This is a genomic window from Streptomyces sp. bgisy130 (assembly GCF_057708345.1).
Genome location: NZ_JBYISA010000018.1, coordinates 135,952 through 159,138, shown reverse-complemented (window position 1 = coordinate 159,138; position 23,187 = coordinate 135,952). Strand labels below are relative to the sequence as shown.

At 72.1% G+C, this 23,187-nt stretch carries 20 protein-coding genes and 1 tRNA gene; 9 read left to right on the top strand and 12 right to left on the bottom strand.

The window, feature by feature from the left end; genetic code table 11:
- Nucleotides 1-139: 139 nt before the first annotated feature.
- The 3 genes from AC3EUV_RS23170 (at nt 140) to AC3EUV_RS23160 (ending at nt 3,355) form a co-directional block, all read left to right on the top strand.
- Nucleotides 140-925 (top strand): MerR family transcriptional regulator, encoded by a 786-nt coding sequence (locus AC3EUV_RS23170; protein ID WP_435603789.1) that lies wholly within the window; start codon nt 140-142, stop codon nt 923-925.
- Between the two features lie 200 nt (nt 926-1,125).
- Nucleotides 1,126-2,421, top strand: a complete 1,296-nt coding sequence (locus AC3EUV_RS23165; RefSeq protein ID WP_435603788.1) for a glycosyltransferase — start codon at nt 1,126-1,128, stop codon at nt 2,419-2,421.
- Nucleotides 2,422-2,665: 244 nt separating this feature from the next.
- Nucleotides 2,666-3,355 carry a M23 family metallopeptidase gene (locus tag AC3EUV_RS23160; protein ID WP_432147004.1) on the top strand — a complete coding sequence of 230 codons (690 nt, stop codon included), beginning with the start codon at nt 2,666-2,668 and terminating at the stop codon, nt 3,353-3,355.
- A gap of 214 nt (nt 3,356-3,569) precedes the next feature.
- On the opposite strand, the gene AC3EUV_RS23155 is transcribed toward AC3EUV_RS23160, so the two are convergent.
- The 7 genes from AC3EUV_RS23155 to galU all read right to left on the bottom strand — a co-directional run bounded on the left by AC3EUV_RS23155 (nt 3,570) and on the right by galU (nt 8,799).
- A tRNA-Ala gene (locus AC3EUV_RS23155) sits at nt 3,570-3,642 on the bottom strand.
- Between the two features lie 75 nt (nt 3,643-3,717).
- Nucleotides 3,718-4,752 carry a divisome protein SepX/GlpR gene (gene sepX / locus AC3EUV_RS23150; RefSeq protein ID WP_432147005.1) on the bottom strand — a complete coding sequence of 345 codons (1,035 nt, stop codon included), beginning with the start codon at nt 4,750-4,752 and terminating at the stop codon, nt 3,718-3,720.
- Between the two features lie 151 nt (nt 4,753-4,903).
- Nucleotides 4,904-5,536, bottom strand: a complete 633-nt coding sequence (locus AC3EUV_RS23145) for a GNAT family N-acetyltransferase (protein WP_432147015.1) — start codon at nt 5,534-5,536, stop codon at nt 4,904-4,906.
- On the bottom strand, nt 5,533-6,036 hold the full coding sequence (locus tag AC3EUV_RS23140) for a MogA/MoaB family molybdenum cofactor biosynthesis protein (protein ID WP_435603787.1): 504 nt from the start codon (nt 6,034-6,036) through the stop codon (nt 5,533-5,535). The genes AC3EUV_RS23145 and AC3EUV_RS23140 overlap by 4 nt, the downstream gene beginning before the upstream one ends.
- The gene (gene moaC / locus AC3EUV_RS23135) at nt 6,033-6,515 is read right to left on the bottom strand and encodes a cyclic pyranopterin monophosphate synthase MoaC (protein ID WP_435603786.1); all 483 of its coding nucleotides are present in this window, start codon (nt 6,513-6,515) and stop codon (nt 6,033-6,035) included. The genes AC3EUV_RS23140 and moaC overlap by 4 nt, the downstream gene beginning before the upstream one ends.
- A 60-nt stretch (nt 6,516-6,575) precedes the next feature.
- Complete coding sequence (gene glp, locus AC3EUV_RS23130; protein ID WP_435603785.1) at nt 6,576-7,892, bottom strand: molybdotransferase-like divisome protein Glp; 1,317 nt, start codon at nt 7,890-7,892, stop codon at nt 6,576-6,578.
- Nucleotides 7,893-7,896: 4 nt separating this feature from the next.
- The gene (galU, locus tag AC3EUV_RS23125; RefSeq protein WP_435603784.1) at nt 7,897-8,799 is read right to left on the bottom strand and encodes a UTP--glucose-1-phosphate uridylyltransferase GalU; all 903 of its coding nucleotides are present in this window, start codon (nt 8,797-8,799) and stop codon (nt 7,897-7,899) included.
- Between the two features lie 87 nt (nt 8,800-8,886).
- Here galU and AC3EUV_RS23120 point away from each other — a divergent pair, with 87 nt between their 5' ends.
- Nucleotides 8,887-9,519 carry a 5-formyltetrahydrofolate cyclo-ligase gene (locus tag AC3EUV_RS23120; RefSeq protein WP_435603792.1) on the top strand — a complete coding sequence of 211 codons (633 nt, stop codon included), beginning with the start codon at nt 8,887-8,889 and terminating at the stop codon, nt 9,517-9,519.
- Between the two features lie 182 nt (nt 9,520-9,701).
- Here the strand turns inward: AC3EUV_RS23120 and AC3EUV_RS23115 are convergent, their stop codons facing one another.
- Complete coding sequence (locus tag AC3EUV_RS23115; RefSeq protein ID WP_435603783.1) at nt 9,702-12,425, bottom strand: penicillin acylase family protein; 2,724 nt, start codon at nt 12,423-12,425, stop codon at nt 9,702-9,704.
- A gap of 179 nt (nt 12,426-12,604) precedes the next feature.
- Between AC3EUV_RS23115 and AC3EUV_RS23110 the strand changes: the two genes are divergently transcribed.
- The 5 genes from AC3EUV_RS23110 (at nt 12,605) to mscL (ending at nt 18,359) form a co-directional block, all read left to right on the top strand.
- The gene (locus tag AC3EUV_RS23110; RefSeq protein ID WP_432147016.1) at nt 12,605-14,125 is read left to right on the top strand and encodes a potassium/proton antiporter; all 1,521 of its coding nucleotides are present in this window, start codon (nt 12,605-12,607) and stop codon (nt 14,123-14,125) included.
- 312 nt (nt 14,126-14,437) lie between these two features.
- Entirely contained in the window at nt 14,438-15,739 is a 1,302-nt protein-coding gene (locus AC3EUV_RS23105; RefSeq protein WP_435603782.1) for an MFS transporter, read from the top strand.
- A 112-nt stretch (nt 15,740-15,851) separates the two neighbouring features.
- The gene (locus tag AC3EUV_RS23100; RefSeq protein WP_435603781.1) at nt 15,852-16,190 is read left to right on the top strand and encodes an FmdB family zinc ribbon protein; all 339 of its coding nucleotides are present in this window, start codon (nt 15,852-15,854) and stop codon (nt 16,188-16,190) included.
- Nucleotides 16,191-16,305: 115 nt separating this feature from the next.
- On the top strand, nt 16,306-17,139 hold the full coding sequence (locus tag AC3EUV_RS23095) for an S-methyl-5'-thioadenosine phosphorylase (protein WP_435603780.1): 834 nt from the start codon (nt 16,306-16,308) through the stop codon (nt 17,137-17,139).
- 713 nt (nt 17,140-17,852) lie between these two features.
- Complete coding sequence (mscL, locus tag AC3EUV_RS23090; RefSeq protein ID WP_435603779.1) at nt 17,853-18,359, top strand: large conductance mechanosensitive channel protein MscL; 507 nt, start codon at nt 17,853-17,855, stop codon at nt 18,357-18,359.
- Between the two features lie 40 nt (nt 18,360-18,399).
- Here mscL and AC3EUV_RS23085 read toward each other — a convergent pair whose 3' ends face one another.
- From AC3EUV_RS23085 to AC3EUV_RS23070, 4 genes are all read right to left on the bottom strand, one after another.
- Nucleotides 18,400-18,744, bottom strand: coding sequence for a hypothetical protein (locus tag AC3EUV_RS23085; protein ID WP_435603778.1), 345 nt, complete (start codon nt 18,742-18,744; stop codon nt 18,400-18,402).
- A 123-nt stretch (nt 18,745-18,867) separates the two neighbouring features.
- Complete coding sequence (locus tag AC3EUV_RS23080) at nt 18,868-19,398, bottom strand: MepB family protein (RefSeq protein WP_488187985.1); 531 nt, start codon at nt 19,396-19,398, stop codon at nt 18,868-18,870.
- Nucleotides 19,399-20,768: 1,370 nt separating this feature from the next.
- Entirely contained in the window at nt 20,769-21,302 is a 534-nt protein-coding gene (locus AC3EUV_RS23075) for an AMP-binding protein (protein ID WP_435603776.1), read from the bottom strand.
- A gap of 289 nt (nt 21,303-21,591) precedes the next feature.
- Entirely contained in the window at nt 21,592-23,115 is a 1,524-nt protein-coding gene (locus AC3EUV_RS23070; protein ID WP_435603775.1) for a rhodanese-like domain-containing protein, read from the bottom strand.
- Between the last annotated feature and the right edge of the window lie 72 nt (nt 23,116-23,187).

Here is a 23,187-nt window from a genome sequence, read left to right as displayed (position 1 = left end):
CGCCCCGTCCCCGCCCCGCTTGACCCTCACGCGACGTCAGGCCCCACGCTGAAGCCACGGCACGGCCCTGGGGCAACCGGTGACCTCACCACCGGAAGACGGCGGTCCGGCCGGACATGACGGGACGAAAGGCGCTGCGATGAGCTACTCGGTCGGACAGGTCTCCGGCTTCGCGGGGATCACGGTGCGGACCCTGCACCACTACGACACATCCGGCCTGCTCTCCCCCAGCGACCGCAGCCCCGCCGGCTATCGCCTCTACAGCGATGCCGACCTCGCACGGCTCCAGCAGATCCTCTTCTACCGGGAACTCGGCTTCCCCCTAGACGAGATCGCCACCATCCTGGAGGACCCCCAGGCCAACGCCCTGGACCATCTCCGCGCCCGGCACCGCCTCCTCAACGACCAGATCACCAAGCTGCGACGACTGGTCGAGGTCGCCGAACACGCCATGGAGGTCCAGCAGACCGGCGTGGAGCTGACCCCCGAGGAGCGGTTCGAGGTCTTCGGCGAGGTGACCTTCGACCTCACCTACGCCACCCAGGCCCATATCAAGTGGCAGCACCGCGAGGGCCATCAGCGCTCGATGGCGCGGGCCGCCGCACACTCCAAGGAGGACTGGGCGACGATCATGACCGAGGCCGCCGACTGGCGCCGGCGCCTCCGCGCCGCCTTCGACGCCGGGGAACCGCCGGACGGCACCCCCGCCATGGACCTCGCCGAGGAACACCGCCGGCACATCGCCCGCTGGTTCACCCCGTGCCCCACCGACATGCACACCCGCATCGCCGACGACTTCACCACCGACCCCCGCGCCTTCGCCCTGCTCGTCCCTCCCACCGAACAACGCCCCGGCCTCGCCCCGTATCTGCACACCGCCGTACATGCCAACGCGGTGCGGCGGTCGCCGGGGGATGAGGGCTGAGGGGGGCTGTCCGTACGGGGCGAGGGGCGGGCTGCTGGCGGTACGGGCCGAGGGGGCTGAGGCGCGAGCTGAAGGGCGGGCAGCTGCCCGGTCACGGGGGTGCCGGGCAACTGCCCGCCCTTCAGCGCGCCCCACCCACCCGACCGAACACGCTCCCACCCCACCCGACCCGACCCGACCCGCAGAAAGTTGACCGCTCCATGACAAAGATCCTCATCACGGCCGCCGGATCGTACGGTGACATCGCCCCGTACACCGGCCTCGGCGCCCGGCTCCGCGCGGCCGGCCACGAGGTCGCCCTCGCCACCCACGACGGCTACGCCACGCTCGTACGGGCCGCCGGCCTGGAGTTCCGCCCGCTGCCGGCCGACCCCCGCACCCGCCGCACCGCCATCGCGGACGCCACCGAGCCGGGCCGGCCCTCTAGTCCCGGCGGCAACCGCGACCTGATGCGCCAGGCCGCCGCCTTCATCAAGGAGCTGGGCGGCGGCCTCGCCGACGCCGCCCGCGAGGACACCGGCCTGCTCCTGCTCTCCGCGACCACCGCACCGCTCGGCCACCACCTCGCGGAGGCGCGGGGCATCCCGTTCCTGGACCTGCCCCTCGTGCCCGGCGCCCCCACCGGCGACTTCGCCCCGGTGGTCAGCGGCGGCCGCTCACTGGGCCGCTGGGGCAACCGCGCCGCCGGCCGGCTCTCGCTCCGCGTCATCGACCGCCTCTACTCCGACGCGACCCGCGAGCTGCGCGCCCGCCTCGGACTGCCGCCCGCCACCCCCCGTACGGTCCGCCGCCGCGCCGAAGCCACCGGCCGGCCGGTCCTGCACGGCTTCAGCGAGGTCCTGCTGCCCCGCCCCACGGACTGGCGCCCCGGCCTCGACGTCGTGGGGAACTGGTGGCCCTGGCATGCCCCGGACGCCCAACTCCCGTCCGTTGTCGAGGACTTCCTCGCCGCGGGCCCGCCCCCGGTGTTCCTCGGCTTCGGCAGTATGGCGGGCGGTGCGGGCGAGCGGCTGAGCGCGCTCGCGGCGGCCGCGCTGCGCCGTGCCAAGGTCCGCGGCATCCTCCAGTCCGGCTGGGCCGGCCTGTCCGCCGGGCACACCTCCGCGGACGCCGACCTCCTCACCATCGGCGAGGTCCCGCACGCCCTCCTCTTCCCCCGGATGGCCGCGGTGGTGCACCACTGCGGCGCCGGCACCGCCGCCGCGGGCGTACGCGCCGGCATCCCCACCATCCCGGTCCCGGTCACCGCCGACCAGCCCTTCTGGGCCGCCCGCCTGGCCTCCCTGGGCGTCGCCACCGCCCCGATCCCCTTCAGGGAACTCTCCGGGGACCGCGCCGTCGCCCGCCTCTCCCACGCCATCACCCAGGCCACCGAGGCACCGGCCCGCCGCGACCACGCCCGCGCCGCCGCCCACCGCCTCGCCACCGAGGACGGCGCCGCCGAGGTCCTCAAGACCGTCGAACACCTCACAGCAGCCGCCCACCCGGCGAACTGAGCCACCACAGCCACCACCGCCCCGCCCGTCCGGCACCTACCCGAGCTCGCCCCCGCCCGTCCGGCACCTGCCGAGCTCGCCCCCGCCGCCCACCCGAACTCGCCCCGGCCCGTCCCCCGCCCGAACTCGTCTCCCGCCGCCCGCCCGAAGAGGACCCGCCCGGCGGACGCTCCGCCACCCGTTCGGCGGCCCGGTGCCCCGCCCCGGGATGCGCGCGCCCGTCACCAGGCGTGGGCTCGCAACTATGACCACGTTCCGCAAAAGCACCCCGCTGCGCAGAATGCTGCTGCTCGCCATAGCCCCGACGGCCACGAGCTGCGTCCTCGCCCTGGCGGCCTCCCAGGTGGCCCTCGCCGCCCCGGCCGGCACCTGGGGCCACCCCACGAAGGCCCGCCACCGCATCAGCTCGCCCTACGGCGTCCGCGGCAGCTGGCAGGCCGGTCACCACACGGGCATCGACCTCGCCGTCCGCGCCGGGACCAAGGTCAGGTCCGTGGGCTCCGGCACCGTAGTCCTCGCCAAACGGTCGGGCGCCTACGGGAAGGCCGTGACGATCCGGATGAAGGACGGCCACTACACCCTCTTCGGCCACCTCTCCCGCATCACGGTCCGCCCCGGCCAGCAGGTCCGCGCCCGCACCCACCTCGGCTACAGCGGCGCCACCGGCCGCGCCACCGGCCCCCACCTCCACTTCGAGGTCCGCACCAGCCGCCACTACGGCTCGGACATCAACCCCCTCCCCTACCTGGCCAAACGCGGCATCCTCCTCACCCATCCCCTCCCCACCTCACGCTCCCTCCACCACCACAGCCACAAGCCCAAGCACCACCACCGCCACCGCCACGGCCACCGCTACGGCCACAGCCACGGCCACAGCCACGGCCGTCACCACCACCACTCTCACCACCACCACCCTCACCGCCACCACCGCTAACCCCACCACCGACGGGCCCCCACCCCACCCCCTCTGAGCCCCCCTCAGCCCGCACCGGGGTTGACCATCGACCTGGCTCTTCCCTCCCCGGGACCCGCAAGGCCGAGCGGCAGCCCCGGGAGCGGCGGTTGGCGCCCCGACACCATGGACGCGAGCGGCAGAACGCACGAAAAAGCCCCCACCGGATATCCCCGGCGGGGGCTTTGACGTGCTGTGGACCTGAGGGGATTCGAACCCCTGACCCCCTCGTTGCGAACGAGGTGCGCTACCAGCTGCGCCACAGGCCCTTGCGACGAGTGAAACTCTAGCATCTCGGTCGCGGTGCTCGGAAATCGCTTCCGGTGCTGGTCAGCGGAGGGCCGTCACTCGTTCGCCGCGCGTGGGCGGTCCTCGTCCTCGTACTGGTCGAAGAGGGGGGTGCGGCCGCGGGTGCGGCGGCCGGGGTGGGTGGGGCGGTCCGCTGGGGGGTCGTGGTGGGGGCGGTCGGCGGCGGCGCTGGAGCGGGCGGAGCTCCAGGCGTCGTCGGCGTCCAGATCGACATGGCTGGTGGCGCGCGGGGCGACCGGGGCCGTGACGTAGGTGGGGAGGGGGACCGGGACCGGCTCCCAGCTGCCGGCGGCGGGACGCTCGCGTTCGCGCTGCTGGTCGACCCACTCGGCGTGGTCGGTCTCCTCCACCAGGGCGCGGCGGCCCGCGGTGTGGGCGGGGGTCGCGGGGCGGGGCGGTTCCGGGGCGGCCTCGGCCGGGGTGTCCATGCCGGGCTCGGCGGGGTGCTCGTCGGCGGGCGGCTGGTCGGCCGCCTGCGCAGGGCGGCGTCGGCCCTCCCGCAGTCGCTGGGCCGCCGCCTCCGCCTTGCGCCGGTCCATGGTGAAGGTGAAGCGCCGCCGCTCCTGGGCGCGCAGGTAAATGATGTACGCGGTCAGGAGCAGGGCGGGGAGGGCGGGGGCCCAGAGGAAGGGGAGGCCGCCGACCGCGGCGACGACGGCGCCGATGGTGAAGGTGAGGAACAGGATGGTGATGGTGCGACGGCGGCGGGCGAGGACCTTGGCGCGCTTGGTCCGCTCGGCGGCGGAGACGCGCGGCGGGGCGGTCTGCACCCGGGTGTGGCCGGCCTCGACCGGGTTCGCAGCGGGGTCCCCGAAGGCCCGGGCGGCGGCCTCGTCGGCCGGAGCGTCCGGGTCCGCTTCGTCGCCCGCATCGTCGGCGGGGTGCTCCCCCTGCCGCTTGTCGTAGCGGCGCTGCATCGCCGCGCGTCCGGACAGCAGCCGGATGGCGGTGCTGAAGCGCTCGGTCGGACGGGCCTCGTTGAGCTCGTCCTGCCTACGGAGCCACATCGGCACCAAATAGGCAGCCCAGGCCCCGACGATGACTGCGTAGATGAGGCCGCTGCTTCTCACAACTCACACGGTAGAGGGGTTTGCATGGGGCCATCCGCCAATTGCGCCGGTGTGTCGCACGATCTGGCTGATATCTCGAACTTTTTTGTGATCGTAGAGATCAGCTCCTCCGCCGATCCGGTCATTCGGCGAATACATTCGAACATTTATTTTATTTGTGGGGTGCGCCGGGCGTCCGGGGTTTCCCCCGCCGCCAGCGGTTGAGCAGACCTTCGGGCACCTCTTCCGCGGTGAGGACGAAAACGGCGTGGTCGCGCCAGGCGCCGTCGATGTGAAGGTAGCGCGGGCGGATGCCTTCTTCGCGGAACCCGAGCTTTTCGACCACCCGGCGACTGGGGGTGTTCTCCGGGCGAATGCAGATCTCGATGCGGTGCAGGCCCACGGCCCGGAAGCAGTGGTCGACGGCGAGCGCCACGGCCGTCGGGATGACCCCGCGGCCGGCGACTTCCTGGTCGACCCAGTAGCCGATATGGGCGGAACACATCGAGCCCCAGGTGATACCCGCGACCGTCAGCTGGCCGACGAGCCGGCCGCGGTATTCGACGACGAACGGCAGCATCCGGCCGGCGTGCGCCTCGCCGCGGAGATGGCGGACCATCTGACGGAACGTGGGGCGGTGCGGCGGCGCGAGGCCGGGCGGGGGCGGCGGGATGGTCGCTTCCCAGGGGCGCAGCCAGTCGCGGTTACGGCGGTTGACCTCACGCCAGGCCCGTTGGTCGCGCACCCTTATCGGGCGGAGGGTGACCTCACCGTCCGTCAGGATGACCGGCCAGGGCGCGTTCAGCTCGGGCTCCCGGAGGGTCTGGGGTGGTCGCCGCCGCGGATCTGGTCGACGGCGTGCGGCAGCAGGTCGGTGAGGACGGCGAGGCCGTCGCGGACCCCGCCGGAGGAGCCGGGGAGGTTGACGATCAGGGTCGTACCGGCGACGCCCGCCAGGCCGCGGGAGAGCGCGGCGGTGGGGACCTTCGTGCGGCCGGCGGCGCGGATCGCCTCGGGGATGCCGGGGATCTCGTAGTCCAGGACCCGGCGGGTGGCCTCGGGGGTGCGGTCGGTGGGTGACAGGCCCGTGCCGCCGGTGGTGAGGATGACGGCGTACCGGTCGGCGGAGACGGCGCCGCGCAGGGCGGCCTCCACCGGCTCGCCGTCGGGCACCACCTGCGGGCCCTCGACCTCGAAGCCCATGGCCGCCAGGCCCTCGGCGAGCAGCGGGCCGCTCTTGTCGGGGTAGAGGCCGGCCGCGGCGCGGTTGGAGGCGGTGACGACGAGGGCGCGGGCGGGTGTCATGACCGGCTCCAGTCGCCGGACTTGCCGCCGGTCTTCTCCTCCACGCGGATGTCGGAGATCACCGCGGCCTTGTCGACGGCCTTGATCATGTCGACGACGGTGAGCGCGGCGACGGAGACGGCGGTCAGCGCCTCCATTTCGACGCCGGTGCGGTCGGTGGTCTTGACCGTGGCCGTGATCTCGACGGCGTCGTCGGTGACGGAGAGGTCGACCTTGACGCCGGAGACGGCCAGCGGGTGGCAGAGCGGGATCAGGTCGGGGGTGCGCTTGGCGCCCATGATGCCGGCGATCCGGGCGGTCGCGAGGGCATCGCCCTTGGGCATGCCCTCGCCCCGCAGCAGCTCGATGACCTGCGATGACACCAGGACGCGGCCGCGGGCGCGAGCGGTGCGGGCGGTGACGTCCTTCCCGGAGACGTCGACCATCCGCGCCGCGCCCGCCGCGTCGAGATGGGTGAGGTGTTGCTGGCCGCTGCTCATCGTTCTCCCGGTACCAAACTGCCGCCTGTGGGACGACACCGTACCCCCGGCGGCAGCGGGCTATCCGAGCAGGACGACGTCCACGTCCGCGCCCGCGGGGACCTCGGTGGTGTCCTCGGGGACGATGATCAGCGCGTTGGCGTGCGCCATGGCTTTGATCAGGTGGGAGCCGGCGCCGCCGACGGGGGTGACCGTGCCGGCCCCGGCGTCGTAGGAGCCGCGCAGGAACTGGCGCTTCCCCTTGGGCGAGGAGGCAACGGCCTCGGTGCACCGGGCGGGAGTGGTGGGGCGGTGGACCTCGGGCAGGCCCATGAGGGCGCGGATGGCCGGGCGGACGAACAGCTCGAAGGAGACATACGAGCTGACGGGGTTGCCGGGCAGGGCGAGCAGCGGGATGCGGTCGGGGCCGATGAGGCCGAAGCCCTGGGGCTTGCCGGGCTGCATGGCGAGCCGGCGGAACTCGACCGTGCCGTCGTCCTCGGAGAGGGCGGTCAGGGTCTCCTTGACGACGTCGTACGCGCCGACGCTGACACCGCCGCTGGTGACCAGGATGTCGGCCCGGATGAGCTGGTCCTCCAGGGTGGAGCGGAGGGTGTCGGCGTCGTCGGCGACGGCGCCGACGCGGTAGGCGATGGCGCCGGCGGCCCGGGCGGCGGCGGTGAGCTGGAAGCTGTTGGAGTCGTGGATCTGGCCGGGGCCCAACGCCTCGCCGGGCTGGACCAGTTCACTGCCGGTCGACAGCACCACGACGCGGGGGCGGGGGCGGACCCGGACCGTGCCGCGGCCGATGGCGGCGAGCAGGCCGATCTGGGAGGGGCCGAGGACCGTGCCCGCCGACAGGGCCGGCTCACCTTCGGTGACATCGCTGCCGCGGGTGCGGATATGGGCGCCGGTGGCGGCCGGGCGGTGGACACGGACCTCGCCGCCGGCGTCCTGGGGGGCGGCGCTGTGGGCGCGCATCGTGTCGGCCGGCCCCTGGCCCGTGCCGCCGTCGGTCCACTCGACGGGGACGACGGCCCCGGCGCCGGGCGGTACCGGGGCGCCGGTCATGATGCGGACGGCCTGGCCGGGCCCGATCCGGGGCAGCTCGCCGCTGCCCGCCGCGACATCGCCGATGACGGTGAGGGTGACCGGGGCGCTCTCCGTGGCGTCCGCGACATCGGCGGCCCGGACCGCGTAGCCGTCCATGGAGCTGTTGTCGAAGGGCGGCAGGGCGACCGGGACCGTGATGTCCTCGACCAGCACGCAGCCCTGGGCGTCGAGGAGTTGCAGCTCGATCGGGTCGAGCGGAGCGATCTTCGACAGGACGTCGTCGAGATGCTCGGCCACCGACCAGACGCGGTCCTGGTGGCTGGTCCGGCCGGTGGCGTGGTTCAACGTCTTACATCTCCTCGGTGACGTAACTGCGAAGCCAGGTCCGGAAGTCCGGGCCCAGGTCTTCACGTTCGCATGCCAGTCGGACAATGGCACGCAGATAGTCGCCGCGGTCGCCGGTGTCATAGCGGCGGCCCTTGAAGATCACGCCGTGCACCGGGCCGCCGAGGGCGGGGTCGGCGGCCAGCGCCTGGAGGGCGTCGGTGAGCTGGATCTCGCCGCCGCGGCCCGGGGCGGTCTTGCGCAGCACCTCGAAGACGGCCGGGTCGAGGACGTAGCGGCCGATGATGGCGAGGTTGCTGGGGGCCTCGGCCGGGTCGGGCTTCTCGACCAGGTCGGAGACGACCACGACATCGTCGTCGCCGGTGGGGGCGGCGGCCGCGCAGCCGTAGAGGTGGATCTGCGCGGGGTCGACCTCCATGAGGGCGATGACGGAGCCGCCGTGCTGCTCCTGTATCTCGACCATGCGCGCCAGCAGCGGGTCGCGGGGGTCGATCAGGTCGTCACCGAGGAGGACCGCGAAGGGCTGGTCACCCACGTGTGGTGCGGCACACAGCACCGCGTGGCCCAGGCCCCTGGGGTCGCCCTGGCGCACGTAGTGCATGGTCGCCAGGTCGCTGGACTCCTGCACCTTGGCCAGGCGGGACTCGTCGCCCTTGCGGTGCAGGGCCTCTTCGAGCTCGTAATTACGGTCGAAGTGGTCCTCAAGGGGGCGCTTGTTGCGGCCGGTCACCATCAGGACGTCGGAGAGCCCGGCGGCGGCGGCCTCCTCCACCACGTACTGGATGGCGGGCTTGTCGACTACCGGGAGCATCTCCTTGGGTGTGGCCTTTGTGGCGGGGAGAAACCTGGTGCCGAGGCCGGCTGCGGGGATGACAGCCTTGCTGATCCGTGTGTGCGATGGGGTCATGCGCGACACCATAACCGGCCCTATCGGCACGATGATGAGGGTCTGGTGAATAGAGCACGAGAGCGGGAGCAAGGGCGCACAGTGAGCATCGATCACGATAGGAAGCGCAGGTTGCGGCGGGATCTCCTGGAGGTGAGGAGAGCGTTGCCGCCGGATGTCGTCGCGGCGACGGGCGAGGCGCTGGCCCGACGTGCTCTGGAGCTGGACGAGTTGGTGTGGCCGGTCGCGCCGCGCCCCGGGGCGCTGCCGACGGTCGCCGCGTATGTCTCGATAGGCGGTGAACCGTCCACCCGCGCGCTGCTCGATCTGCTGCGGGCGGAAGGGGTGCAGGTGCTGCTGCCCGTGCTGCTGCCCGACAACGACCTGGACTGGGCGCTCTACGAGGGCGCCGGGGGCCTCGTACGGGCGGGCCGCGGGCTGCTGGAGCCGGACGGGCAGCGGCTGGGCCCGGAGGCCGTCACGGAGGCGGACGTGGTGCTGCTGCCGGGGCTCGCGGTGGACCGCCGCGGGCTGCGGCTGGGGCGCGGCGGCGGCTCCTACGACCGGGTACTGGCGCGGCTGGAGCGGGCCGGGGCGCGGGCGTCGCTGGTGGTGCTGCTGTACGACGCGGAGGTGCTGGCGGAGGTGCCGGGCGAGCCGCACGACCGGCATGTGCATGCCGCGGTGACCCCGTCGGGGGTGCACCGGTTCACGGAGCCGGGTGAGTCCGCGGAGGGCTGAGGCGGGCCGTATAAGGGCGGGCGGCGCAGCCGGGCAGGCGGCGGCCGGGGAGGAACCGGAAAGCCGTGGGGAGGAACCGGAAAGCCGTCGCGAGAACCGGAAAGCCGTCGGGCGGACCGGATTCCTCCGGCCCGCCCGACGGCTCGGCGCTCACCAGGTGGCGGTGTGCCCGCCGCCCGCCCCTACGGGGACAGCGTCAGCGTGTCCTTGCCCGCGTTCTTCACGGCCTTCTCGCTGTACGCCCAGGGCAGCAGGTCGCCCTTGGCCCACTTGTCGGTCTGGTCGTAGTAGTGCGCGTCGTAGGCGTGCCCGGAGGCGCCGGTGAGGTTGATCCAGCGGGACTTGTCGAGGTCGGCGAGGTTGACCACCATCCGCATCGACGGGACCCAGGTGACCCCGTAGCCGCCGGCGGCGTTCCAGCCGGTGGCGTCGACCGCGGCCTCACCGCCGCCGAGGTTCCAGGGGCCGCGGTTGAACAGGCCCTGGAGCATGCCGGGTCCGTCGGTGCCCAGGGTCTGGTTCGTCAGGAACATCTGGTGCAGCCGTCCCCAGCTCCAGTTGTCGATGTTCTTGCCCAGCTTGGAGGTCAGCTCGTAGCGCGCGTCCTTCATGGCGTGTGCCAGGAGCTGGTCGCGGTTCTTGTCACCGGGGCGGTTGGGCCGGTCCTCGGTCTTCCACCAGGCGTTGTCCGGGTCGTCGAGGATGCCGCGGACGACCTCGTACCAGCGGTCGCCGCCGTCGGGCTGGGCGGTGTCCCCGGCCCGCTCGCCGCATTCGCGGAGGTACTTGTCGTTCTCGTCGGCGGGGCCGGTCTCGTCGGCCGGGCGGACGGTGAGGCACTGCCCGTCGGGGCGCACCTCCTTGGGCATCTTGTTGCCGAAGGCGAGCTTGAGGGTGTTGCGCCAGACGGCGTTGAAGTAGGCGGCCGCGGCGGAGTCGGGCTCCTGGGTGAAGTCCCAGCCCTCCAGCAGCTGCTGGGCGTCGCGGACGTACTTGTCCTTGATGTCGATCTTCGTCAGGTAGGGCGTCAGCAGCCGGGCGATCTCGCTGCTGTTGTCCTTCTGGAAGGTCTGCATGTCGTCGGTGGAGACCTTGCCGCCGTCCTTGATCTTCGACTCGATCAGGTCGTTGATCCGCTGGCTGCGGGAGCCGTAGCCCCAGTCCTTGGTGAGGAGGTAGGGGTACTTCTCGTCGGTGACGGCCTGGTTGGCGGTCACGATGTAGCCGCGCCGGGGGTTGTACTCGTACGGCAGGGCCTTCTGCGGGATGTAGCCGGTCCACTGGTACTTCGGGTTCCAGCCGGGCGCCGGGTAGGTGCCGTCGAACTGGCCCTCCCCCTTGCCGCGGACCGGGATCCGGCCGGGAGCCTGGTAGCCGATGTTGCCCTTGGTGTCGGCGTAGATCAGGTTCTGGGACGGGACCTCGAAGTGCGCGGCGCCCTTGCGGAAGTCGTTCCAGTCCTTGGCGCGGTTGATCTCGAAGACGGCGTCCATGGACTTGCCGGGGTCCAGCGCGGTCCAGCGCAGCGATACGGCGTAGCCGTCACCGCGGTCCGGGGCGGCGTTGCCGACGGGGGCGTCCTTGCCGACGTTGACCAGTTCGCTGTCGCGGTCGGAGACGATCGGCCCGTTCCTGGTGGACCGGACGGTGATCTCGCGGCTCTCGCCGCCGGCGACCTTGATGGTCTCCTTGCGGGTTATGAAGGGCTGCTGCTTGTTGTCGAAGAAGTAGCCGTCGGCATTGACCTTCTCCAGATACAGGTCGGTGACGTCGGCGCCGAGGTTGGTCATGCCCCAGGAGATGTCCTGGTTGTGGCCGATGACGACGCCGGGCATCCCGGAGAAGGTGAATCCGGAGGCGTCGTAGTTGCACTTGGCGCTCGTGCTGCGGCAGTGCAGGCCCATCTGGTACCAGAGCGACGGCATCTGGGGTGCCAGGTGCGGGTCGTTGGCGAGCAGCGGTTTGCCGGTGGTGGTGTGGGCGCCGGAGACGACCCAGGAGTTGGAGCCGATGCCGTTGCCGTTGGGGCCGAGCAGCGCCGGGATCTCGTTCATCGTCTTGGACAGCGAGGACAGCTGCGTCTGGAGGCCGGCGGTGACCCCGCCGGGGCCGGCCGGGGCGGCGTTCACCGAACCACTGGGCGTGAACCGCTTGGAGGCGGGGTCGACCGCGCCGCCCTCAACGATCGGCTTGTTCCGCTTGTACGGGTATGCCGGGTAGAGCTGGGCGATCTGCGCGGGGGTGAAGCGGCTGGTCAGCAGGGACCGGTCGATCTCCTCCTGCATGTTGCCGCGCAGGTCCCAGGCCATCGCCTTGAGCCAGGCCACCGAGTCGACCGGGGTCCACTTCTCGGGCTTGTAGTCGTTCTCGAAGTCCAGCGCCGCGTACTCCAGGGACAGCGCGGATCCCTGGTGGTCCTTGAGGTAGGCGTTGACGCCCGCCGAGTAGGACTGGAGGTACTTCTTGGTGCTGGGCGACAGCTTGGTGTCGTACTCCTTCTGCGCCACCTCGTGCCAGCCGAGGGTGCGCAGGAACGAGTCGGTCTTGACCTGACTCTTGCCGAACATCTCCGAGAGCCGGCCGGCGGTCATGTGCCGCCGCACGTCCATCTCCCAGAAGCGGTCCTGGGCCTGGACGTACCCCTGGGCGCGGAAGAGGTCTTCGTCGGTGTCGGCGTAGATCTGCGGGATGCCGTGGGCGTCGCGGGTGACGTCCACCGGGTTGGTCAGTCCCGGGAGTTTGAGCGAGCCCGTGGTCTGCGGGAACGACGCACGGACGGTACTGACGCCCCAGAACGCGCCGAAGCCGATGCCCGCCACGAGCAGCAGCACGACCGTAATCGCGACGAGGCGGCCGCGCCGCCCCTTCTTCTTCCTGGGGACCGGGCCGGACTTGTTGGCGGGCATCTCTGTCCTTCGAGGGGCAGGGTGGGAGTGCTGGAGCAACCATAGGCGCACGGGTTCAAAGACCCCTACGCGGAGTCACCGCCAGCGCAGCCAACATTCAAGTAATGGTAAATTGTTAGCCTCAGTAACTAGATACGGTAAGGAAAGCCGCCGGAACCCGTGCGAGGAAGGATCAGCTCCTGTCTGTCGACCACCTCAATGAACTCCTGCTGGTCTGCTCGCTCGTACTGCTCATCGCGGTCGCCGCGGTACGGCTCTCCTCGCGCAGCGGGCTCCCCAGCCTGCTCATCTACCTGGGGATAGGCGTCGCCATCGGACAGGACGGGCCCGGTGGCGTCATCTTCGACAACGCCGAGCTGACCCAACTCCTGGGCTATACGGCGCTGGTCGTGATCCTCGCCGAGGGCGGCCTGGGCACCAAGTGGAAAGAGATCAGGCCGGCGCTGCCCAGGGCGGCCGCGCTCTCGACGGTCGGCGTCGCGGTGAGCGTGGGGGTCACCGCGGCCGGCGCGCACTCCCTGGCCGGACTCGACTGGCGCCAGGCGCTGCTGATCGGCGCCGTGGTCTCCTCCACGGACGCCGCGGCCGTCTTCTCCGTGCTGCGCAGTGTGCCGCTGCCGGCCCGCCTGACCGGCGTACTGGAAGCCGAATCCGGCTTCAACGACGCCCCGGTGGTCATCCTCGTCGTCGCCTTCTCCACCGCGGGGCCGGTCGAGCACTGGTACACCCTGCTCGGTGAGATCGCCCTGGAGCTGACGATCGGCGCCGCCATCGGTCTGGCCATCGGCTGGCTGGGCGCGTACGCCATGCGGCATGTGGCGCTGCCCGCGTCCGGTCTGTACCCGATCGCCGTCATGGCCATCGCGGTCTCCGCCTACGCGGCCGGCGCCCTGGCGCACGGCTCCGGCTTCCTCGCCGTCTACCTGGCCGCGGTGATCCTCGGCAACGCCAAACTGCCGCACGCCCCGGCCACCCGCGGCTTCGCCGAGGGCCTCGGCTGGCTCGGCCAGATCGGCATGTTCGTCCTGCTGGGCCTGTTGGTGACCCCGCACAACCTGATCGACGACATCGTCCCGGCGCTGGTGATCGGCATGATCCTGACGCTGGTGGCCCGGCCGACCTCGGTGTTCGTGGCGCTGATGCCGTTCAAGGTGCCGTGGGCGGAGAAGACCCTGCTGTCGTGGGCCGGGCTGCGCGGTGCGGTACCGATTGTGCTGGCCACCATCCCGATGGTGAGCGATGTCCCGGGCAGCGAACGGGTCTTCAACATCGTCTTCGTGCTGGTCGTGGTCTACACCCTCATCCAGGGGCCGACGCTGCCCTGGCTGGCCCGGCGGCTGCGGCTGGGCGACGGCGAGGAGGCCGCCGACCTGGGCATCGAGTCGGCGCCCCTGGAGCGGCTGCGCGGCCATCTGCTGTCCACGTCCATCGGCCCGGCGTCCCGTATGCACGGCGTCGAGGTCGGCGAGCTCCGGATGCCCGCGGGCGCCGCGGTCACCCTCGTCGTCCGGGACGGCTCCAGCTTCGTGCCCTCGCCCTCCACGGTGCTGCGGCGCGGCGACGAGCTGCTGGTGGTCGCCACCGATCCGGTCCGGGACGCGGCGGAGCGGCGGCTCCAGGCGGTCTCCCAGGGCGGCAAACTGGCCGGCTGGCTGGGGACCGGCGGCCCCACGGGACGGACGCGGCACCGCCACCGCTGAGGTCCGGCCCCCCGAGCGGGAATGTGCTGCATCTCTCCACGGATCCCAAGGGAATCTGCGTGATGCCCTGTCCGATCCCAGGGCTTTACGCCCCGCGGCCTGTAGTATGAAGAGGCACATCGACGAACCAACTCTGCCTGATGCAGAGCTGGCGCGACCGCTCGGCGGCCGCGGTCCCCCTGCCTTACGCAGCCACCTCTCCCGGTGCGGACCACGCGGTATCACTCGGTCCTGCGCGAGAGGACAGCTCTCGGCGCGTTCCCGTGACGACCTCGCGGGTGGCGCGCTACCAGGCGGCAGAAAGGCCCGGCCGTGGCATCCGCGGTCAAGGACTCCCGTTCCGGATACGGACCGCTGCTCCGCACCCCTGGTGCATGGACATTCCTGCTGCCCGGCTTCCTGGCCCGGCAGCCCTTCGCCATGCTGACGATCGGCATCGTGCTGCTCGTCCAGTCCACCACCGGCTCGTACGGCACCGCGGGCGCGGTGTCCGCCACGACCGGTGTCGCGATGGCCCTGTTCGCCCCGCAGAGCGGCAAGCTCGCCGACCGCTTCGGGCAGCGCGCGGTGCTGATTCCCGGCGTCCTGGTGCATGCCGCCGGTGTCGTGGCCCTGATCATCCTCGCCCTGGCCCACGCCCCCCTGTGGACGCTGTTCGCGGTGGCGGTCCCCACGGGCGCCTCGACGCCGCAGGTCGGCCCGATGGTGCGGGCCCGCTGGGCCGCCCGGCTCGGCGGCAGTCCGCTGATGCCGACGGCCGCCGCCTTCGAGTCGGTGACCGACGAGTTCACCTTCGTGGTCGGCCCCGTACTGGCGACCGCGCTGTGCACCGGTGTCCACCCGGCGGCCGGGCTGGTCGCCGAGGCCGCGCTGACCCTGGCCGGCGGGCTGCTGTTCGCCGCGCAGCGGCGCAGCCAGCCGGCGGTGCACCGGGCGCAGTCCGGCGACCGGCCGCGCGTCTCGGCGCTGTCGGTGCCCGGCGTACGCGTCCTGATCGTGGCGTTCCTCGGCATCGGTGCCGTCTTCGGCGGGATGCAGGTCTCGCTGACGGCCTTCACCGAGCACATCGGCCAGCCCGGCATCAACGGCGTGCTCTACGGGATCTTCGCGGGCGGCAACATGCTCGCCGGTATCGCCTGCGGCGCCCTCGCCTGGAAGGTCGGCCCGCGGCGCCGGCTGCTGGTCGCCTACGGGCTGCTGGCGCTGGCCACCACGCCGCTGTGGGCGGTCACCGCGGTGCCGCTGCTGGGCGCCGTCGGCCTGGTCGTCGGCCTGTGCATCGCCCCGGCCCTGATCACCGGCTACACCCTCGTGGAGTCGCTGGTGCCGGCCGCCGCCCGCACCGAGGCGTTCACCTGGCTGACCGGCGCGGTCGCGCTGGGCCAGGCGGCCGCGGCCACCTCGTCCGGCCAGCTGGCGGACCGCTTCGGCCCGAGCATGGGCTTCCTGGTGCCGCTGGCAGGTACGGCGCTGGCCCTGACGGTGCTGCTGGCGCTCCGCGCCCACCTGCTGCCGCGCTCCTCGACCGTGGTCGCCGGCTCCCCGGCGGACGGCGCCGGCGACCGGGTCCCGGCCGTTTCCGAGGACCGCGAACGGGAGCTGGCGCGCGCCTGACCGAGCGTGGAGTGGGTCACCGTCCGCCGGTCACGGTGGACTGGCGGGCGGGAATACTGCAATATGGAGCGTCGTTAGCACTCATCGAGTGAGAGTGCCAGGAGGAAGACAAGTGCCGACCTACCAGTACCAGTGCACCGAGTGCGGCGAGGGCCTCGAGGCGGTGCAGAAGTTCACCGACGACGCGCTCACGGAGTGCCCCGCCTGCAACGGACGCCTCAAGAAGGTGTTCTCCGCGGTCGGCATCGTCTTCAAGGGCTCCGGCTTCTACCGCAACGACAGCCGCGGCTCATCGTCCAGCAGCAGCCCCGCCAAGAGCACCTCCACGTCGGGCACGACGTCCTCCTCGGACGCGTCGAGCTCCTCGTCCGGCAGCTCCGACAGCAAGTCCTCCGCCCCGGCCGCCGCTTCGTCCACCGGCAGCAGCTCGGGCACCAGCTCCGCCGCCTGACCCCGCACGTCACCGGACCCCGCCGTCACCGACGGCGGGGTCCGTCGTCTTACGGCTTCCTTTCGTCCCCGCGACCGGCCTTCCCCCTCCGCCGCGCCCCGATAGTGTGATCGGCATGGCTGACGCGGAGATTGGCGTTATCGGCGGATCGGGTTTCTACTCCTTCCTCGACGACGTGACCGAGATCACGGTAGACACCCCCTACGGGCGCCCGAGCGATTCGCTGTTCCTGGGAGAGATCGCCGGCCGCCAGGTCGCGTTCCTGCCCCGGCACGGCCGCGGCCACCACCTGCCGCCGCACCGCATCAACTACCGCGCCAACCTGTGGGCCCTGCGCTCGCTCGGCGTACGCCAGGTCCTCGGCCCGTGCGCGGTCGGCGGGCTGCGCCCCGAGTACGGCCCCGGCACGCTGATGGTCCCCGACCAGCTCGTCGACCGCACCAAGGCCCGTGCCCAGACCTACTTCGACGGCGAGCCGCTCCCCGACGGCAGCACCCCCAACGTCGTCCATCTGACCTTCGCCGACCCGTACTGCCCCACCGGGCGCCGGGCCGCCCTCACCGCGGCCCGCGGCCGCGACTGGGAGCCGGTCGACGGCGGCACCCTCGTCGTCATCGAGGGCCCCCGCTTCTCGACCCGCGCCGAATCCCGCTGGCATGCCGCACAGGGCTGGTCGGTGGTCGGCATGACCGGCCATCCCGAAGCCGTCCTGGCCCGCGAACTGGGCCTCTGCTACACCTCGTTGACCCTGGTCACCGACCTGGACGCGGGCACCGAGACCGGTGAGGGCGTCTCCCACGACGAAGTCTTCAGGGTCTTCGCCGAGAACGTCGGCCGGCTGCGTGAGGTCCTCTTCGACGCGATCGCCGGCCTGCCCGGCAACGCGGCCCGCGACTGCCTGTGCACCGGCGCCCACACCGGCTGGGACCTGGGCATCGAGCTGCCGTAACGCCCCGCGGAGCGCTCGGCCTCCCCCTCCCGGGTGGCCGAGTTGTCCACAGGAGCGGGGCCGTCCACAGCCCGGAGCGGGCGGACGGAGTCTTCCGGCACGGTGGTGATCAGCGGTTCACCCGACCCCTCACCCCCTGGCGGTGCCCCATGCTCCGGACCACTCACGCGCCCCCTCCCCTGGCCGTCCCCGATGCCCTCTCCCCGCCGCTGCCCGCTCCCCCGCCGTGTGAAGTGCCGCACTTCGCACCGGTCCGGGCAGGCGGCGGGCGGCGCCGAGGCGGGCGGCCCGCGCGACAGCGCCTACTGGCGGCCGGCCTGGCGCTGACCGCCGCAGCACTGGCCGGCGGCGCGTCGTACGGCGCCGTACGAGACGTCCCGGCCCCCGGCTGCCCGTCGGCGACGGCCCCGGGAGGGCGGTGACCATGCTCCAAGATCGAGTGGCCTCCGCGCCCACCCCACGCGAGACTGCTGCGCATGGCGGGGCACCCGCCGCGCGCCAATGGGGGCGCGCCCACCGCACCGGTACCGCGGCTTCCGTCCCTACGGCCCGCACGCTCGGCCCCTTCTCCCGGAACCACCGATTCCGTGCCGACGCACCGGCCGCTGGATGGTTCATGTCACACGACTGGACACCTCTCCCCTGCCCTGCCGTAAGTTGCGGTGCGGATTGTTGGTGCACCGTCCGTAGTGAGCATGGAAAGAGGCTGTCAGGTGAGCGAGAGCAAGGGCGTCCTTCAGGGATTCAAGGAATTCCTGATGCGCGGCAACGTCATCGAACTCGCGGTCGCGGTCGTCGTCGGTGCGGCCTTCACGAACATCGTCAACGCGGTGGTGAAGGGCATCATCAACCCCATCGTGGGCGCGCTCGGCTCGCAGAACCTCGATCACTACCAGGCGTGCCTCACCGCGGTCTGCGCCAAGGATCCCAAGACGGGCGCATTCACCGACGGGATCTACATCCTCTGGGGCTCGGTGCTCAGCGCCGCCCTGACGTTCCTGATCACCGCCGGGGTCGTCTACTTCCTCATGATCCTTCCGATCAACAAGTGGAAGGAACGCCAGGCGGCCCGTCAGGCACTGGAGGCGGCCCCCGCCGACCCCACCGAGATCGAACTGCTCACCGAAATCCGCGATGCCCTGCTCGCCCAGCGCACCGCTTCACCGTCCGCGCCCGCACCCACCACGGGCACCATCGGCACCCAGAAGACCCGCGACTAGCAGACCCCCACGCCCGGCGCACGCCGCCCGCGCACTTCGCTCAGAGGTGGTGCGGCGGCTTCTCGTCCAGAAAACGGGCCAGATCGGCAGCACTGTCGCCCCCGGCCGGACGCTCGCCCCAGCCACGGTCGGTGTCGTCCGAGGACTGCTGGTTCAACGGGTCGTCAAAGATCAGCTTCGCGGCGGACCGGGGGGCCGCCGGGCGGACGGTGGGCGAGGGCGCGGGGGTGGTGCGCTCGGTGGCGGGGGGCGGCTGCTCGGCGTCGGAGGGCGCGGGCGTCGGCTCTGTGGCGGACGGCGCCTGCTCGGCGTCGGAGGGGGCCTGCTCGGCGTCGGAGCCGTCGTGGGGCGCGGGCGTCGGCTCGGGTTCGGGGGTGGTGCTCACGTGTCCAGGGTACGGGCGGGGCGGGAGGGGGGCGGGCGGCTTGGCGCTGAGGCCCGTCCGGTGCCGGGGCGGCTGGGCATGAGTGGGGGACGCGCCTTCCCACGGGGCGACAGGGCCTGTCGGTCAGGGGTGATGGAGCGCCTGGGCGCGGGCCAGATCGAGGGGCCCGTTCTCAGGGATCTGGAGGTAGTGGTTCACCTGCCACGTCTGGGTGGTGCGGGCCTGCCGATTGGTGGTCTCCACCCACGGCGGGTAGACGCGAAACGCCCGCTTTCCGCCGGCGCCGTTCCGGGAAACGATGCCGCGCTCACACAGCACCTCGCGCGGAAAGACGAAGTGCCCGAAGTGACCGCCCTCGCGAGTGCTGATGACGAAAAGATCCACCGGATCCCCGGAGTCGAACGGCTGAATCGGCCCGCCGGGGCTCCGCTTCCACACCGTGACGAACTGACCGACCTTCGTCGGGGTGGTCTTGGCAACCCGGAACCGGACGGAGGAGCCGTCGAGCGTGAATTCATGTGCCGCGTACTCAGCACTCTCCGCTTCGGGAACTGGCCGAGAACAGGTGAACCCACAGGGGTCGTAAACCCTCTCCTTTGCCGCGAGGAGCTCAGCATGCAGGGATTCCCCATCCGGCCAGGGCTCGGGAACCATGGACCGGCACTCCAAGGATTCTTCGGGCTTTGTCACCATTCCCCCATCGTGTCATTGCCACCCGCCGGACATACCTGCGGGACGGGCATACCGGTTTTCACGGCGGATGGTAAGGGCAGCCGAGGGCGCCCCGCGGTGCGGCTACCAAACGAAACGACCTCTAAAGGTTCGTCGGAATGCCCCCGCGCCGGAGTGCCCGCACACCGTCACGGGCAAGGACGTGACCGCCCAGCGAGCGACGTGAGCCGGGTGGAGGCGAGGCGAACACCCCCTGCCTCAGCGGCCCTTGTCGTGGGTGGGTATGGGGTGCGGGCGATGTCCGTCATGGGGCCGGGTCGGCGGCCCCTGTGACGCGCGGCTACGCCTGAGGGGCCACCTGCGATCACTGCCGGGCAGGGGATGGCGGGGGTGCGCGTACTCATGACGAGCCATGGGCCGGCGACCTTTCCGGTGGGGGACGGAGTGGGGGTGGGGTGGGGGTGGTGGCGGGGGGAGGGCCCGGGGGATGGGACGCTGATCGGAGTGGTGTGGGGACCAGCGCTTGGGCCGATGGTCGGGCCGGAGCTCGGCCGGATGCTTGGGGCCGGCGCTTCACACGTGCTCCACGCTAGGCGCGGGTGAGGCGAATGGCCCGTTTGGTGACCTGAGTGGGTGAGGGCTGTACGGGCTCCGCGGGCTGCGCCTCGCCGGTGGGTGACGTCGTGAAGCTCGTCAGTCGGTGGGGCCCGAGTCTCTTCAGTGAGCGAGTCCGCGCCTCTTCAGGGGTACGGGGGCCGGGCTGAGCCCTCCGGGAAAGCCAGGCTCCCCAAGCGCCGCGCCTCCAAGGGCTTGGCCCCCACCGCACACCCGAACCGCCAGGCCCCACGCCGCACTCTCACGAAGCGCCGCGCCCCCGCCGCGCTTCCACTGAGCCCCGCACCCGTGCCGCGCCCCGAAGCACCGGGCCTGCCCCACCGCCCCCCCGACCACCCCGCCCTTCGAGGCGCCGCGCTCCCCCAAGCGCCGCGCCTCCAGGACTACGCCCCGCCCCGCCCCAGAACCACGAGGTTTCCCCGCGCCGCGCTCCCCCGAAGCGTCGCGCCCCCGCGTGCCACGCTCCCCCAAGCGCCACGCCCCGCCTCGCCCCCAGCCCTCGGGGTCCCCTCGCTCCGGCCCTCCCCAAGGGGCGTACTCCCCGAAAGGCCCGCGCTCCCCCGCGCCGCGCTCCCCCGAAGAACTCCGCCGAGGGGCCCCACCCCTTGAACCGACTTCCCCGGAGGCCACTCCCCACGAGCCCCCTCGATGGGCCTCGACCGCTCCTGGCAGCCCCCGTGACGCCAGGACGCGTTGCTCGGGAAGCGGGCCGCCGCCCGCTTGCCGCAAGGACGCCGTCAGTGGGCCGCGGACGGTACGCCCAGTGCCTCGTGCCACCACATGTCGCGGCCCGGTTTCCAGGAGACGGGGCGGGAGCAGCGGTTCACCACCAGGACGGTTCGGTCCAGGGCGCCGTCCGCGGCCGTGCTCCGGGCCAGGGCGTGGTCGAGGAGGGGCTTCACCGGGCGTACGGCGCCGTCCCAGAACGCTGCGTCGGCCGTGATCAGTACCCGGGCCGAGGACTCACGGGTCCGCGCGACCAGTTCGGGCACCGTCAGGGAGACCGGCAGCGTGGCGCGTATCGCGTCCAGTCGCCCGCAGGCGAGGGTGGCGATCACCGACTCGGGCACCAGTGGCAGATGCACCGCGACCCGGTCACCGGCCCGTACGCCGAGCCGCTTGAGGACGGCGGCGGCGCGCTCGGCCTGGTCGAGGAGCATGCCGTGCGTCAGCTCCTCCTGGCGTCCGGGCTCCCCACTCCAGGTGAGGGCGATCCGCGACGCCTCCGGCTCTTGCACTTCCCGGGCGTCGTCTGCATGCTCTGAAGTCACACGGCTCAACATGCGGTTCAGCATGGAGATCACCGATCAACGTTCGCTGAACGTCCGTTGTACGGGGTTGACGCCGCCCCTTCCCGTACCACGCGCAGCAGAGCGCTGCGGGCCCGGTTTCTTTCGGTCGCCGTAGTCGCCGCACCAGACGTCCCGGCTCATCTCTCCGGTTGACCCGGCCGTGCGCGCAATCCGCTTCCGCGTTCCTGCCCCCTTCCGGTGCACTTCATCCCCCTCTCCCCGCCCTTTTCTCGTCCCTTTTCTCGTTTTCCTCCGCGAGCGCGCGGCTTTACTGCGCGCCCGCACCCACCGCCTCGTACCCCCCGATGACATCGCAGACCTCGGAGAACCCGTGTGCCTCCAGCAGTGCTGCGGCGATCACCGAGCGGTTGCCGCTGCGGCAGTACAGGACCACCGGGCGGGACGGGTCCAGTTCGGTGATGCGGTGGGACAGGCCGGCCAGGGGGAGGTTACGGGCGCCGGGGAGGGCTCCCGCCTCGTACTCGGACGGGTTGCGCACATCGATCAGCTGGATGTCCGTCGGCTGCGCATTGGCCGGTGGGGAGCCCAACGGTATGGCGTCCATCGGTACGGCGTCGCCCGACTGCGCGGCGGTCGACTCCGTGCCGCCCGTCCGGTCTCCCTCGGCCTCCGCCGCCCCCGCCCCCGCCCCCGCCAACCGGGGCTCCCCCAGGTCCAGTTCCTCATGGCGGATGCGCCGGCTACTGCTGCTGAGGGCGGGTGTGCGGGCCAGTACGGCGGTGGGGTCGGGGAGGTGGCCGAGGACGTGGTCGTAGCCGATGCGGGCGAGGCGGAGGCGGGCTTCCTGTTCGGTTCCGGGGTCGGCGAGCAGCACGATGGGGGTGCCCGGGGTGACCACGCTGCCGGCGTATTCGGCGAAGCGGGTGTCGAGGCTCGTGTGGAGTGAGCCGGTCAGGTGGGCGCGGGTGTAGGCGGCCAGCGGGCGGCAGTCGAGGAGGACGGCGCCTTGCCGGTCGCGGGCGGCGAGGGCCTCGTCGAGGGTGAGGGCGGGCGGCGGGCCGGGCTCCAGGAGGGGGTGGCCGTCGCGGTTGAGGGCCGCGTCGTGGGCGAAGTAGCCGGGGGTGGCGGGCTGTCCTGCGGTGACCAGGCGGATGAAGTCGTCCACCGGCATGGGCTGGAGGGCGTAGTTGTACCGGCGCTGGTCGCCGATGGTGGAGCTGGTTTCGCTGGAGAGGCTGCGGCCGCAGGCGGAGCCGGCGCCGTGTGCGGGAAAGACCCGGGTGGCGTCCGGGAGGGTGAGGAGTTTGGTGTGCAGGGAGCGGTGCAGACGGGCGGCCATGTCCTGCGGGGTGTGGCCGGCGGCGGAGAGCAGGTCGGGGCGGCCGACGTCGCCGACGAAGAGGGTGTCGCCGGTGAGCACGCCGAACGGCACGTCGTCGTCGGGGTGTTCGTGCAGGACCAGGCAGATGGATTCGAGGGTGTGGCCGGGGGTGGCGAGCACGGTGAGGGTGACGCCCTGGCCGTCGTCCGCGCCGAGCGAGAGGCGCTCGCCGTCCCGTAACCGCCGTATGGGGAAGCCGGTTTCGGCGGCTTCCCCGAAGGCGATGGTGGCGCCGGTGGCCCGCGCGAGTTCGAGGTGGCCGGAGAGGAAGTCGGCGTGAATGTGCGTTTCGATGACGAGTTCGATCCGCAGGCCGGCGGCTTCGGCGTCGTGCAGGTAGTCGTCGATGTCGCGGCGCGGGTCGACGAGGACGGCGCGTCCGGTGGTCTTGTCGCCGATCAGATACGACGCCTGGGAGAGGCAGTCGAGGTAGTACTGCGCGAAGTGCACGGTCGGCCTCCAGGGGTGCGCGGGGCCCGTGCGCGGCGGCCGGGGCCCGTTCGGGCAGGGTGCGTTGTGCGG

Excerpts from the sequence above, each read along its gene's own strand:
- AC3EUV_RS23170 (WP_435603789.1), top strand. The coding sequence starts at position 140 with ATGAGCTACTCGGTCGGACAGGTCTCCGGCTTCGCGGGGATCACGGTG.
- AC3EUV_RS23165 (WP_435603788.1), top strand. The coding sequence starts at position 1,126 with ATGACAAAGATCCTCATCACGGCCGCCGGATCGTACGGTGACATCGCC.
- AC3EUV_RS23160 (WP_432147004.1), top strand. The coding sequence starts at position 2,666 with ATGACCACGTTCCGCAAAAGCACCCCGCTGCGCAGAATGCTGCTGCTC.
- AC3EUV_RS23140 (WP_435603787.1), bottom strand. The coding sequence starts at position 6,036 with ATGACACCCGCCCGCGCCCTCGTCGTCACCGCCTCCAACCGCGCCGCG.
- moaC (WP_435603786.1), bottom strand. The coding sequence starts at position 6,515 with ATGAGCAGCGGCCAGCAACACCTCACCCATCTCGACGCGGCGGGCGCG.
- galU (WP_435603784.1), bottom strand. The coding sequence starts at position 8,799 with ATGACCCCATCGCACACACGGATCAGCAAGGCTGTCATCCCCGCAGCC.
- AC3EUV_RS23115 (WP_435603783.1), bottom strand. The coding sequence starts at position 12,425 with ATGCCCGCCAACAAGTCCGGCCCGGTCCCCAGGAAGAAGAAGGGGCGG.
- AC3EUV_RS23095 (WP_435603780.1), top strand. The coding sequence starts at position 16,306 with ATGGCTGACGCGGAGATTGGCGTTATCGGCGGATCGGGTTTCTACTCC.
- AC3EUV_RS23080 (WP_488187985.1), bottom strand. The coding sequence starts at position 19,398 with ATGGTTCCCGAGCCCTGGCCGGATGGGGAATCCCTGCATGCTGAGCTC.